Source organism: Bradyrhizobium sp. (genome assembly GCF_030654605.1).
Taxonomy (GTDB): Bacteria; Pseudomonadota; Alphaproteobacteria; order Rhizobiales; family Xanthobacteraceae; genus Bradyrhizobium.
Genome location: NZ_JAURXB010000123.1, coordinates 57,885 through 71,103 on the forward strand (window position 1 = coordinate 57,885; position 13,219 = coordinate 71,103).

The 13,219-nt window shown below is 61.2% G+C and carries 9 protein-coding genes and 1 pseudogene; 4 read left to right on the top strand and 6 right to left on the bottom strand.

Annotated features, from left to right (window positions below; genetic code table 11):
- Nucleotides 1-5: 5 nt before the first annotated feature.
- Nucleotides 6-2,111, top strand: a complete 2,106-nt coding sequence (locus tag Q7U29_RS12725; RefSeq protein ID WP_304741883.1) for an AsmA family protein — start codon at nt 6-8, stop codon at nt 2,109-2,111.
- 239 nt (nt 2,112-2,350) lie between these two features.
- The gene (locus Q7U29_RS12730) at nt 2,351-4,828 is read left to right on the top strand and encodes an adenylate/guanylate cyclase domain-containing protein (protein WP_304741885.1); all 2,478 of its coding nucleotides are present in this window, start codon (nt 2,351-2,353) and stop codon (nt 4,826-4,828) included.
- A gap of 253 nt (nt 4,829-5,081) precedes the next feature.
- Here Q7U29_RS12730 and Q7U29_RS12735 read toward each other — a convergent pair whose 3' ends face one another.
- The 6 genes from Q7U29_RS12735 to Q7U29_RS12765 form a co-directional block, all read right to left on the bottom strand.
- A complete protein-coding gene (locus Q7U29_RS12735; RefSeq protein WP_304741887.1) occupies nt 5,082-6,710 on the bottom strand; it encodes a GMC family oxidoreductase in 1,629 nt (542 codons plus the stop codon).
- A 260-nt stretch (nt 6,711-6,970) separates the two neighbouring features.
- The gene (locus Q7U29_RS12745; protein ID WP_304741889.1) at nt 6,971-7,747 is read right to left on the bottom strand and encodes a hypothetical protein; all 777 of its coding nucleotides are present in this window, start codon (nt 7,745-7,747) and stop codon (nt 6,971-6,973) included.
- Nucleotides 7,740-8,522, bottom strand: a complete 783-nt coding sequence (locus Q7U29_RS12750) for a hypothetical protein (RefSeq protein ID WP_304741891.1) — start codon at nt 8,520-8,522, stop codon at nt 7,740-7,742. Before Q7U29_RS12750 ends, Q7U29_RS12745 begins: the two co-directional genes overlap by 8 nt.
- Entirely contained in the window at nt 8,519-10,348 is a 1,830-nt protein-coding gene (locus Q7U29_RS12755; RefSeq protein ID WP_304741893.1) for a hypothetical protein, read from the bottom strand. The genes Q7U29_RS12750 and Q7U29_RS12755 overlap by 4 nt, the downstream gene beginning before the upstream one ends.
- On the bottom strand, nt 10,348-10,575 hold the full coding sequence (locus tag Q7U29_RS12760) for a hypothetical protein (RefSeq protein ID WP_304741895.1): 228 nt from the start codon (nt 10,573-10,575) through the stop codon (nt 10,348-10,350). The genes Q7U29_RS12755 and Q7U29_RS12760 overlap by 1 nt, the downstream gene beginning before the upstream one ends.
- A gap of 158 nt (nt 10,576-10,733) precedes the next feature.
- A complete protein-coding gene (locus Q7U29_RS12765) occupies nt 10,734-12,323 on the bottom strand; it encodes a DNA cytosine methyltransferase (protein ID WP_304741897.1) in 1,590 nt (529 codons plus the stop codon).
- A 67-nt stretch (nt 12,324-12,390) separates the two neighbouring features.
- On the opposite strand from Q7U29_RS12765, the gene Q7U29_RS12770 reads away from it, so the two are divergent.
- Both Q7U29_RS12770 and Q7U29_RS12775 read left to right on the top strand, forming a co-directional pair.
- Nucleotides 12,391-12,879 (top strand): very short patch repair endonuclease, encoded by a 489-nt coding sequence (locus Q7U29_RS12770; RefSeq protein ID WP_304741898.1) that lies wholly within the window; start codon nt 12,391-12,393, stop codon nt 12,877-12,879.
- Between the two features lie 71 nt (nt 12,880-12,950).
- Nucleotides 12,951-13,219: pseudogene (locus Q7U29_RS12775) on the top strand (efflux transporter periplasmic adaptor subunit); the annotation flags it as partial.

The window sequence follows — 13,219 nt, forward strand, 5'->3', positions numbered from 1 at the left end:
ACGACATGAGAGTACTGAAATTCGCCGGGGCCGCCATTGTCGCCGTGATCGTGGTGGCCGGCTTGCTGCTGATCGTCGGCGCGCCCTCGGGTTTCCTGACGTCGGAAATCCAGGCGCGGGTCGAGCGCGAAACCGGCTACCGGCTCACCATTGCGGGCGCCAGCAAGATCGGGATCTGGCCGTCGCTCAATGTGACGCTGAACGACGTCACGCTGCAGGACCCGAAAGACCGCGACGGCTCCAGCCGCGTCACCGTCGGCAGCGTGCAGGCCGACGTGACGCTGGCGAGCCTGTGGTCGGGCCGCCCGCAGGTCACCGAACTCGTCGTCAGGAAGCCGGTGCTGCACGTGCCGCTGCTGCGCGAACGCACGGGACAGCTGATCTCATCGGCGAGGCCCGCGTCGCCTCCCGGTGGCGCCGACAAGGCCGCGATCGATCGCATCAAGGTGACGGATGGCACGGTGGTGTTTTCCAATTTGCGCGACCGCGTGGAAAATCGCATCGAAAGCATCGACGCCGAAGCCAGAATCGGCGCCGACCGCAAGGTCAGGATCACCGGCAGCGCCAAAGCCGGCGATCGTCCGCTCAAATTCGACATCAACGCCACCGCTCCGGTGCCGCCGCTGGAGCGGCAGAACATTCCCGTCGAAATCGTGCTCGACGCGCCCGGCCAGCTGCAGGCGACGGTGTCGGCCAAGGCCGAGGTGCGGCTCAACGGCTCGACCGTGATGATCAACGGCCTGTCGGGCACGCTCGGCGACGCCGCGTTCAACGGCTGGGCCTCGGTCGATCTCGCCAGCAAGCCGCTGGTCAAACTCGATCTCGATTTCCAGCGGCTCGACCTCGGCGGCGCCACGCCGCGCGGCGCCTCGGGCGCGCAGCCCTGGAGCAACGCGACCTTCGACGTCAGCGGATTGAATTATATCGACGCGCAGGTGCGCGCTTCCGCCGCCGAGCTCAAAGTGGGCGGCGCGCAATTCGTGCCGGCCGCGATCGACGCCACGCTCGGCAGCGGCGTGCTCAAGGTGCGGTTTTCCAATCTCGGCGCCTATGGCGGCCAGGCCAGCGGCGAGATCACCGCGGACGCGTCGGCGGCCGAGCCGAGCTTCGCGCTGCGCAGCGACCTTGCCGGCGTCCGCGCGCTGCCGCTGCTGAGCAGCGTTGCCGATTTCGACAAGCTGGACGGCAAGATGCAGGCGAAAATCGCCGTGCGCTCGACCGGGAACAGCCCACGCGCCATCATGTCCAACCTCAACGGCACGATGTTCACGGTGTTCCAGGACGGCGCCATCCGCGGGCTCAACGTCGCCAAGATGGTCCGCTCGCTGACCTCGGGCACGCTGTCGGGCTGGCAGGAAGGGCCAGACCAGGTCACCGACCTCAGCCAGCTGTCGGCCTCGTTCAAGATCGACAAGGGCCAGGCCGCCACTACCGATCTCAACCTGGTCGGCCCGCTGGTGAAGATGACCGGCATCGGCACCATCGACCTCGGCACCAAGCAGATCGCGTTCCGGGTCGAGCCGAAGCTGGTCCTGACCACCCAGGGCCAGGGCCGCACCGCCGATCCGGTCGGGCTCGGCATTCCCGTGATGATCGACGGGCCGTGGTCCGAGCCGCGCATCTATCCCGACATGGCCGGCATGCTCGACAATCCCGATGCGGCCTATGCCAAGCTGAAGGAGATGGGCAAGGGCCTGTTCGGCAAGGACGGCGGCGGACTGGACGCGTTGCTCGGCGGACTGAGCGGCGCGCAAGGCGGCGGCGCAGCGGGTGCCGGACCCGGGACCGGCGGCGGGGCACCTGCGGCCGGAGGCGGATTGAACGACCTGCTCGGCGGCAAGCTCGGCGAGACCCTGGGGAATTTGATCCAGCAGGGGCTGGGCCAGGGAGGAATTGCCCAGGGAGGGATTGGCCAAGGCGGATTGGGGCAACAGGGAATTGGCCAGCCGGCGCCGGCGCAACGGCCGAGCCAGGGCCGCAGCCTCGCCGCGCCGGCCTCTCCGGTGCCGTCGATACCGCCGGCCCCTGCGGCGCCAAACGAGACGATTCCGGACGGCATTCAGGACAGCCCTGCGATGAACGACGTGCTGCGGCAGCTGTTCAACCGGTGAAGGAAGACCCGTCATGCCCGGGCTTGACCCGGGCATCCACGTCTTCCTTCCGCTCATCGGAAACAAGAAAGGCTTGGATGGCCGGGTCAAGCCCGGCCATGACGGGGGTGGTTCATACTCAAACTGCCCAAAATCGCGGCTAACCATGCCGGCGGCGCTTCGGTCCGGGCCCGCCAAATTGTGCTAGACAGGGCCGGCTGGGCGCGAACCTCAGAGGGGGACGGCGCACGAGGGTCTGGATGAGCGCGGTCAAGGACAAAACCTGGTTTCTGCGCGAAGGGCTGTTCGCCAAATACGTCGTCTCGCTGGTCGGGCTGGTGGTGTTCGTGCTCGCCGTCAACGGCGCGATGGAGACCTGGATCAGCTATCGCGGTACGCGCGTCGCGCTGGTCGAGGCCATGGGCGAGAAGGCGGAAGCCACCGCGCGGCGGATCGAGCAGTCGATCTATGAACTGGAGCGGCAGATCAGCTGGGTGACGCGCGCCAGTGCGACGGCGGCGAACCTCGATCGCACCCTGCAGCAGCGCCGCGCCGATTATGCGCAGCTGTTGAACCAGCTGCCGGCGGTGAGCCAGCTCACCTTCATCAGCGGCAGCGGCCGCGAATTGCTGCGGATGTCGCGCACCCAGGTGGTGACCGACGGCGGCGGCGACTTCGCCCGCGATATCAGATTCATCGAGACCAACGCCAAGGGCGTCACCTTCGCGCCGGCCTATTTCGTCGGCTCCCGCCCGTTCATGTCGATCGCGGTGTCGCATTCCGGCGTCAACGCCGGCGTCACGCTGGCCGAGATCGATTTGCGCTTTCTCAACGATTTCCTCGGCGAGGCCCAGATCGGCAAGGTCGGCTACGCCTATGTGGTCGATGCGCGCGGCCAGGTGCTGGCGGGCTCGAAGGGCCCGGAGGTCGGCAACGAACTCGCCGCGCTGCCGCAGGTCGCGGCCCTCCTGAAGCCGGACGGCGTGCCGCTCACCTCCGGCACCGGCTTCGACGGCGAGAGGGTGCTGACGGCATCGAGCGCGTTGCCGAAACTCGGCTGGCATGCGCTGTTCGAGCAGCCGACCGCGCTGGCGCTGGCGCCGATCCGCGACCAGCTGGTGCGCAGCGCGCTGTTGATCGGGCTCGGCCTCGTGGTCGCTATCCTCGCCGGCACCGTGCTGGCGCGGCGGATGCTGATCCCGATCACCGCGCTGCGCGCAGGCGCAAGGCGGCTCGGCGCCGGCGATTTCAGCCATCGCATCGAGGTGCGCACCAGGGACGAGCTGGAGGAATTGTCCGACCAGTTCAACAGCATGGCCGGCCAGCTGCAGGAAACCTATGCCGGCCTCGAATCCAAGGTCGAGGCGCGGACGCGGGATCTGGCGCGCTCGATCAACGAACTCAAGGTGCTGGAGGAAGTCGGCCGCGCGGTGGCCTCCTCGCTCGACCTCAACGCGGTGCTGCCGACGGTGGCGGCGCGCGCGCTGGAGATCACCCATGCCGACGCGGTGCTGATCTACGGCCACGACGCGGCAGAACATCAGTTCAACCTCACCGAGGCGATCGGCATCGACAAGGCGGCCGGAGGCAACCATCTCGTCATCGACGAGGCCGACAGCGTGCTCGGCGCGGCCGCGGCGCAAGGCGAGCCGATCGCGATCCCCGATCTGGCCGGCGCCGCCGGGAACCGGCTGCGTGATGTCGTGCTGGAGGCCGGCTTCCATTCGGTGCTGGTGGTGCCGCTGGTCGACCAGAAGGGCATCCTGGGCTCGCTGGTGGTGTTGCGCAAAATGGCCGGCGAGTTTTCGCCCGACCTGATCGGGCTGATGAAGACCTTCGCGCATCAATCGGTGCTGGCGATGCGCAATGCGCGGCTGTTTTCGGAAGTCGACGCCAAGGGCCGCGAACTCGCGACCGCGCACTCCACCGTGCAGCAGCAGGCCGCAAAACTGCAGGAACAGACCGACGAGCTGAAGAACTGGAACAGGTCGCTGGAGGAGCGGGTCGAGAAACAATTGGGCGAGATCGAGCGCATCCGGCGGCTGGAGCGTTTCCTGCCGCCGCAGGTGGCGCAGCTGATCGCCTCCTCCGATGGCCATGATTCGCTGCTCGACAGCCATCGCCGCGAGGTCACGGTGGTGTTCTGCGATCTGCGCGGCTTCACGGCCTTCACCGAAGCCACCGAGCCGGAAGAGGCGATGAACGTGCTGCGCGAATATCACGCCGCACTCGGCGAGCTGATCTTCCGCTACGAGGGCACGCTCGACCGCTATGCCGGCGATGGCGTGATGATCCTGTTCAACGCGCCGATCCAGTTTCCGGACCACGTGCAGCGCGCCGTGAAGATGGCGGTGGAGATGCGCGACGCCATCGCGGTGCTGACCCAGAAATGGCGCAACCGCGGCCACAGCCTCGGCTTCGGCGTCGGCATCGCGCTCGGCTATGCCACGCTCGGCCAGATCGGCTTCGAGCAGCGGCTCGAATACGCCGCGATCGGCAGCGTCACCAACCTGGCCTCGCGGCTGTGCGACGAAGCCAAGGCCGGTCAGATCGTGGTCAGCCAGCGCGTGTTCGGCATGGTCGAGCCATGGGTGGAAGGCCGCCAGCTGGAGGACCTGACGCTGAAGGGATTCAATCATCCGATCCTGGCAGTGGAGATTTTGCGCTGGCGCGGGGAGGATGAGGCGGCGGCGGCGGAGACGGCCGATGCGCCGCGGCGGCGGCAGCAGCCGGTGTAGGCGACACCCCTAGCTGTCGTCCCTGCGAACGCAGGGACCCATAATCACAGGGGTCAGCGGTTGCGCGAAGCCCTCCAACAGCAACTTTCACAACAGGCGACACGGCGTATGGGTCCCTGCTTTCGCAGGGACGACGGCGAGGGTGTGGCGCCGGGAGCGCCTCAAAGCAAAAATGTCGAAAACAACCCCATGTACAGAATGGCTAGACGGGCGGCGCTCGTTCCACCCCAAGATATAGTACGTCAGGCCGTACCTACGCCGCCGCCTGCCGCGCGGCTGCCGAGGCCAGCACCATCTCCGCGCATTTCTCGCCGATCATGATCGCCGGCGCGTTGGTATTGCCCGAGATCAACATCGGCATGATCGACGCATCCGCCACCCGCAGGGCTTCGATGCCGTGCACCCGCAATTCGCTGTCGACCACGGCCATGGCGTCGGAGCCCATCTTGCAGGTGCCGACGGGATGGAAGGTGGTTTCGGCGTTGTGGCGCACCCATTCCAGCATGTCGGCGTCGCTCTGAACCTGCGCGCCGGGCGCGATTTCCTCGCCGGTGATCTCCTTGAGCGGCGAGGTCGCCATCAGTTCGCGGCCCTTGCGGATCGCGGCGATGACGCCGGCGCGGTCGTGCTCGGTGGACAGGAAGTTGAAGCGGATGGCGGGCGGTACAGCCGGGTCCGGTGATGCGATGTGGATCGAACCGGTGCTCTGCGAACGCAGCACGTTGACGTTCATGGTGATGCCCTGCCGCTTCGCGACGCGGCGTACGCCGCCCACCATCTCATACAAAAAGGGCAGGATCGAAATCGTCGCGTCAGGCGTTTCCAGTCCCTCGCGGGTGCGGAAATAGATCCGGATCGGGACCGCGGTCGAGGCGAGAAAGCCTGTTCCGAACAGCGCGTATTTCAGGGCTTCGCGCGCCAGACGCCAGCCGCGCGCATTGTCGTTGAAAGTGAGGTTGCGCTCCACAATCGCGAACTTCACCCGCGGCGAATAATGATCGCGCAGATTCTCGCCGACACCCGGCAACTCATGCAGCGGGGCAATGCCGAGCGCGCGCAGGCGCTCGCTCTGGCCGATGCCGGAGAGTTCCAGCAGTTTTGGCGAATTGACCGAGCCGCCGCAGACGATGACCTCGCGCGCCGCCCGCGCCTCGCGCCGCACGCCTTCGACGGAATAGCGCACGCCGACGCAGCGCTTGCCTTCCAGCACCAGCGTCTCGGCCAGCGCGCCCTGCTCGATCGCGAGGTTCGGCCGCCCGCGCGCCGGATCGAGATAGCAGACCGCCGTGCTCTGGCGGCGCCCCCCAGCGATCGTCACCTGCGACATGCCGACGCCTTCCTGGCTCTCGGCGTTCTGGTCCGGATTGAACGGCAGCCCGATGCGGCCGGCGGCCTCGATAATCTTCTCCAGCAGCGGCAGCTTGTTGCGCGGCGTATCGGTGACCCGCAGCAGGCCGTCGCGGCCGCGAAATTCATCGGAGCCGCCGGCGTAACGCTCCATCCGCTTGAAGATCGGCAGCACGTCCTGCCAGCTCCAGCCGCGATTGCCGAGCTGGGCCCAGTGATCGTAATCGCGCGCCTGGCCGCGGATATAGACCATGCCGTTGATCGAACTCGAGCCCCCCAGCATCTTGCCGCGCGGCACATCGATGCGCCGCCCGCCCGAGCCCTCATCCGGCTCCGACCGGTAGCACCAGTTGACCGCGGGATCGTCGATCATCTTCGAGGTGCCGACGGGGACGCGCGCCCAGAAATGACTGGAGCCTTTGGTGCCGGCTTCCAGCAGCAGCACGGTGTAGGCGCCGCTCTCGCTGAGGCGGCTGGCGACCACGGCGCCGGCCGAGCCCGCCCCGACGATGATGTAGTCGTAGGTGGCGGGCATGGCGGGGGTCCTCTTTTTGAGATGGGATGTTACCCGGTCAGGTAACCAGCGTCATAGAAGCCAGGCAATAGGATTTGGGCAAGCCATGTTGATGACAAAACACAAGCCGGCGACGATTGGCGGATTCCTGGTCGAGGAATTTATAGAGGCGCGGCCTGACGCAAGGCGCGTTGGGGGAAGCCATGAGCTTGCAGCGCAGGCACGTCAGCGAGCTGCGCAACGACCGCCGCAATGTGAGCACAGCGATCGCTCTCAAGCAATCATGGTGGAGTCGTCGATGTCGTAGTGATAGTTGACGAGTGAACAGCTTTTGCCACACTTTTCTTCCAACTGTTAAATTCGATCGGAAGTATGGCGCTGAGACCGCCCGGGGGCATAAGCTCTGGATCGAAAGTCAGATCGAGTTGACGCAAAACGCGCGCGAAGCGCCTGATACTTCCGCCGCCTTTTCCGGCCGCGCCTCTTCTCGGCCGCCCTGATATTGGATCGGAGTACAGGCGAGAAGCCTCGGCGATGATCGGCCGACTGCGGATGATACTTTGAGTCCCGCCGAGTTGTTCAAGAATGTCACCATGACGACGGAGCGGATCCGCCGCATCGCTCGTCGCAAGAAGCAGGAAGCGCGAATTGGGACCGTGATCTCGACTGAGTTGCCAAGGCGTGCGAACGAGGTGTCGGTAGTAATGACGGTAGTCGCTGCTCAGAATGTAACGGTACTGCTTATCGAGCTTGCGTTTTCCGTCTGATCCGGGCGGACAGAGCTTCTCAAACAGATACAGCGCAAGCCAGGTCCACAATCCCCGGTCGTTGGAAATTGTTGCCGGGTCAAGCGAATTCAGCCGCATGGCAAGATCGCGGCCGAACTCGTACCGATTCGGATAATCGCGGTCGGCCAGCTTTATCGTATCTGCGAGGGGTTCCGATGTGTCCGGGTGACTGAGCAACTGAAGCGGCGGACTGCCGGTTGCACCTCCAGAGAGGTATTCCGCAAATTGGGAAATCCCCGCTTCGTTTAGTCTCCTCAAATAATCAGCCATTGGTCAATCCCGGGGCCATTTGCCTTGCCTTCTCGACAAAGTCCCTTGTTTCACAGTAACGCCGAACAACGTCATCTACCCAAAGGTCTCTTGCTTCGTCGTCCTCCAGCTCATCCGGATCATCTTCGACTCCGAGACCTTCGCTGCAAAATCTCATCCAGTCAGCCTTCCAGCCTGATCCATCTTCGTCATCTTCGGAGGGATTGTTGGCTATGTGCAGAAGCACGATACGAAAAGCCGCAGGTAGCAACGCACCAGCGACAAGCGGGTTCTCGTGTATCCGGTGCATCAATGCCGGTATCTTGCTGTTAAGCAGCAAGGTAGGACCTGCATCATCGTTGATATCGACGCGCCAGACTTCCTGTCCGAGATTCCGGTAATCGACCGGAAAAATGCTTCTCCGATCCACGTGCTCTCCCTCTATGGAGGGGCGCACTCGATCCGCCGAAGCGAGGATTTTGCCGGGTTGGCCCTCCTGGTCGACCACCTTGATACGAAAAAGCACACCCCCAGTCTGATCGAGTTCATTGAGACTAAGGACCTCAGGAATCTTTTTGGTCCCCACCGTGCCACAGTCAAATCGCATGGCCGTGCTGCGATGATAAGCTTCCACCGATATCGCGGCCGACGCAGGGAGATTTAAAGACTCAAAGTCAATTCCGATCTTCGCCTTGAGGGGCTCGCCAGGAACCACAGAAAGAATACGCACGTCGATCTTATCCTGCGAAATCTTTTTCCTGCCGGTAGAATTGATACGTCGCTTTGCGCTACTCATGGTTTTGCCTTCGCGTCCACGACGAGGTCGCGATTCGTGTCGAACCCTTTTGCCTCAAGAAGGAATTCGGGCGACGTAACAGATAATTCGAGAACGTTAGCCTCTGGGGTCGTAACGTTGATGTTGGTGGTTTCAACGTCGATATCCTTGCCGGTCAAATCAAAATCCAGCGAACTGTGCTTGCTGAACGGATTCGCGCCGAGGACGTCGTACGCGACGCGCACCCGAATCGACTTCGGGAATTCCCAATTGGCAGCACCGGGTCCAGGCACGATAGCAAATCCGCCCTGCCCTCGCTTCTGAATACGAAAAGCCTTTTCCTTTGGCGTAAGGCCCGGCGGTATGCCGGTGGTATTGCCCTTTTTTCGGCCTTCTGATTTCGCGGGATCCACCAGCGAGAAGAAATCGATGAGCGCGTCTTCGTCCTTTCGATCTCCCTGGTCACTTACGATCGTATACAGATCCCACAGAGCGTACCGCAGAAATTTGAGGGTCGGCCCTGGACTACGCCAGTTAGCGGTCAGCTTTTCAGCCGTCCCGCTCCATGTTGTATGAGCCGGATTTTCCGCGTCACCGAGGAAGCCTACAATGTCCTCCTGCCGAGCAACGAAGGCTCCGTAAGCATTTGCGCCGCTAAAATAGCGTGCTTCACCCGGCACGGTGATTGATCCTCGCGCGAAAAGAACAAACGGCTTTGAGTTTTCTGGTGGCGGCTTCATGAATAGATCGACGTAACTGATCTTTTCTTTTTCCTCTCCCTCTTTGCGTCGCAGGCGAACTGGCATACGGACGTGCACAAGGTCGCCCCGCCCGTAAGCCTCCTTCATCTTTGCGACTTGAGCGCCGTCGAATTGATCGGCTTCGAGCGATTTTGCGGTCATCGATAGCTTTGACTCAAACGCGGGCTCGCTCGACAGTCGGGCACTAACCTGCTCGACGAAGCTATATCGATCTGGGTTATCCTTTTCTCCGATCATCGCTTTCTTAGCGACAGCGCCAAAGCTCTTCGCATCGATGACGATAGATCCCACTTCAACGACAAGCCGGCCAGCAAGAATGGGAAAATAGTAATTTCCGATAACGCCGCGCACTATGACATCTTCAGTGATCTTTTCGTTGACGAACGGAATTGCCAGCGAAAGACCACTTTGCGTTGTTCGCGTTATACCGACCTGCTTTCGAAAGACGTCGATGAAAGATTCGTCGGTCACAGGCATTTGCATGTCGTCTGAATTTCTGCTTCCGAACCAGAAACCGTGCGCCACATATTTCTTGTTGTTGACTTCATGGTTAGCGAGCACAGCCTGCCCCATCAGGAGAGGCTTGGTTGTTCCTGCCTGAACCGTCAGCCCGAAGAAGCATCGGATATCCGATGACGTTGAATAAACTAGTTTTCCGAGGCCCCAACGTCCGCCTGCGCGACCGCTCTTTCCCGATTTACCGTGGCGGCGCCAGAAGCTATGAAAATTGCCGCCATCAAGCGCCCCTGGTTCACCGGTCAGACCTTTGGTTGCAAAGTCCTCGATGATAAGTACTCGCGGTTTCTTTTCATCGATTTCCCACGCATTGATTTTGCATGCGATGAGATGCGGCCGCAACGCGACGAACTGCTGGCGAAACTGCTGTACATCAGCTGACGAAATCTCACAGATGCTGAAGCGAACCTTGACGGGCGTGTCGTCCAGTGCAGCATCTGCAGAATTCTGGATAACCTCGCGCACAATGGCTTCTGCGAGAGTGACCTCATCGTTGTTGAATTGATCGCGTTGCGTCAGCTCTTGTTCAATGTATCGAGGTTCCCGCTCTTCGAAATTCCAGTCAGGCATCAATCCCCCAATCGAAATTCAGTTTCTCTGGAACCAGCTTCGCCGCCAAACTTCGACTTGGCCGCATCCAATTCCTTTTGCAATGCTTTAAAAATCTTCCGTACGTCATCGTCAGCGTAGGTGTAGGCGCCGCGATTGGAAAGGTTGCCAATCAGCCGAATGTCGTTCATGGCCCGCGATACCCGCGCCTCCGCAAGCTGAATGAATTTCAGTCGTTTGTCACGCATAGGTTGAGCCCGTCATTAAACATTTCAAGAATGTGTAACGGGCCAACGGCTTTTGTTCAACACATTTCATGAATGTATCAAGAATATTTCGACAATCTCGCCCGCCGCGCAAATGATTCTTGCATAAGTGACTGATTTTAAATGAAAAAATAACCCCGCTAGCTCGCTCTTTTCAATTTGCGAGAAACAGTGCCCGCGAGAAGCAATCCATATACCGATGAGGCAATCTTTCGCGCAAGAAACGGGGGTACGGCGTTGCCGACTTGGACGAATTGCTGCGTTCGGTTGCCTTTGAAAAAATAGTTATCCGGAAACGTCTGAAGCCGCGCGGCCTCTCTGACCGTCAAGCTGCGGCACTGGGCGGGGTCGGGATGAATGAAGTAATGACCGTCCTTGGAAATATGGCTGGTGATGGTTGTTGCTGGGCTCTTCCAGAGCTGAACCCGGAAGCGGTCTGCAAATTTTCCGGTCTTCCAGTTGCGATGATCCGGCGCAAGTTCTCGCGGGAAGTCCTTTGCCTTTGGCGACACACCTACGATACGGCCGTACAATGCGGCATAGAAATAACGGCCCAGATCGGCCAGCATGTGTCCGCGCGTTTCGTTGTTTGGAAAGACCTTGAGCCTCCGGTCTATCAACCATTGCTTCAGTTCATTTGGGCAGGAAGCTGGCACCTTCGCATAAGCCCCTCCGAAGCGTCGATAAGTCTTTTTCGCCGCTGACAATCCTCCCGCGACATTCTTTCCGAGAGCCCTGAACGCTTTCTTGTCGTCGTCGGAAAGCTCGATTGCTGCCTTTGAAACATCGCGCATGATTCGAGACGTTTCAGATTTCCAAATCTGCTCGCTGTCGTTTTCCTTGCTTAGGCCGCTTCTAAGCTTGGGCATTCCCTTTAGTATTTGCTGTACCATCACAGGGGATTCGGATCGCGGGAGCAGCGCAGCATTGATTTGACTGTCGTCCAGTCCCGCAGCGATATCAGCACGGATGCCAACAATGATGATGCGGTGCCGTGATTGTGGAATTCCGTGATCTTCCGCGCGCACCACAAAATCTGCGGCAGGCGGATGAATCATACCGGCGAAAAAAGACTGACCTGAGCGCGGCGCCAGGGGAACAAGTCGGTATGAGCCGCCGCCAACCCGGCGTAGATCGCCAAGAACCTGATCGAATACACGCTCTCCATCAACAGAGGACGACAGAAGGCCCTTCACGTTTTCCATCACGAAGACAGCAGGCATCAGCGCTTGCAGGATCCTGATGTATTCCTTGTAGAGGAAATGCCGATGGTCCGCGCTGGCTTCGTAACCTACAGTGCCTTTGTTGCGGGCCCTTCCCACGAGGGAGTAGGCTTGGCAAGGTGGACCTCCAATCAGAATGACATTGCTGCGATAGTTCGCGGTGATTTGCGCGAGGCGCGCGTCGATTTCCCGGGTCGCTACTGGTGAGCCCAGCTCGAGCTTCACAGTTTCCAGGCAGGCGTGTTTCCATTCAACTGGAAAAAGGGCGCTCCAGTCGGGCTCAGGAATCTCGCCATTGAGAAAACGGTAATAGTCCGCGGGAGGTGAGCCATTGAACTGACGAAAAAAACTTCGGAACCGAAGCGTCTCGAACGCTGAATCCTCTTTCTCTACCGAAAGCGCGATTTGAAATGGGTGGGAGCCATCCTTGTTGCGAATGCTTGAAAAGCCTTCGGCCAGGCCGCCTGGGCCCGCGAACAAATCAACTATGGCAAATTCGGTACTCATCTAAGGTTCTCGAGCGGTTCGAACTATAATCAAGCAAACCGGCCGCGGACGCCAAGGGAAAGATCAAATGATCGACGTTGTCGACAAAATAACCCGCTCAAGGATGATGTCCGGAATCCGCGGCAAGGACACCAAACCCGAAATAGGCCTGAGGAGCGCGCTGCACCGTCGGGGGTTGCGATACCGTCTGCATGTCGCGGGGCTTCCCGGGCGTCCAGACATCGTCTTGCCAAGACACAATGCAATCGTCGAGATTCGAGGCTGCTTCTGGCACAGACACCAGCACTGCGCATTTTGCACCAAGCCGGCTTCCAACGTGCCCTTCTGGAGGGCGAAGTTCGGAGACACCATCAAGCGCGACAAACGAAACGTGGAAGCCTTGCGAAAGCTTGGCTGGAGGGTCGCTATCGTCTGGGAATGCTCGGTCAAGGAACAGGGCGCAGACGCCGTTGCTGACAAAATAGCAGCGTGGTTTCAGACACGCAGCTGGTTCAAGGAGGTTTCGAGCCGCAGTGCCCGGGCTGAGGCCCGGCGAGCGCCAAAGGAGAGAACATGATCCGCTGGTTGGCACTTGGCCCCTCAGCCCCCCGTCTGATATCGATATCCCCCGAACCGGGATCATTGCCGATGAATCATTTCCCCACCCTCCTCGCCGCCCTCCTCCTCCTCGCCTCCCCCGCGCTCGCCGCGGACGAGCCGCCCGAGGGCGCGCCCAAGGGCGCCGCGGTCACCGTGATCAAGGCCGCAAAAGCTTGCTTCAACAATATCGTCGAGGTGTCCGGCATCCTGATTCCGCGGGAGGAGACCTCGGTGCGCTCGGAGCGGCCGGGGCTGAAGGTGGCGGAGGTGCTGGCGGAGCCCGGCGATACCGTCACCGCCGGGCAACTGCTGGCCCG

Coding starts and splice junctions, on each gene's coding strand:
- Q7U29_RS12760 (WP_304741895.1), bottom strand. CDS start 10,575: ATGCGTGACAAACGACTGAAATTCATTCAGCTTGCGGAGGCGCGGGTA.
- Q7U29_RS12755 (WP_304741893.1), bottom strand. CDS start 10,348: ATGCCTGACTGGAATTTCGAAGAGCGGGAACCTCGATACATTGAACAA.
- Q7U29_RS12730 (WP_304741885.1), top strand. CDS start 2,351: ATGAGCGCGGTCAAGGACAAAACCTGGTTTCTGCGCGAAGGGCTGTTC.
- Q7U29_RS12765 (WP_304741897.1), bottom strand. CDS start 12,323: ATGAGTACCGAATTTGCCATAGTTGATTTGTTCGCGGGCCCAGGCGGC.
- Q7U29_RS12725 (WP_304741883.1), top strand. CDS start 6: ATGAGAGTACTGAAATTCGCCGGGGCCGCCATTGTCGCCGTGATCGTG.
- Q7U29_RS12770 (WP_304741898.1), top strand. CDS start 12,391: ATGATCGACGTTGTCGACAAAATAACCCGCTCAAGGATGATGTCCGGA.
- Q7U29_RS12745 (WP_304741889.1), bottom strand. CDS start 7,747: ATGGCTGATTATTTGAGGAGACTAAACGAAGCGGGGATTTCCCAATTT.
- Q7U29_RS12735 (WP_304741887.1), bottom strand. CDS start 6,710: ATGCCCGCCACCTACGACTACATCATCGTCGGGGCGGGCTCGGCCGGC.
- Q7U29_RS12750 (WP_304741891.1), bottom strand. CDS start 8,522: ATGAGTAGCGCAAAGCGACGTATCAATTCTACCGGCAGGAAAAAGATT.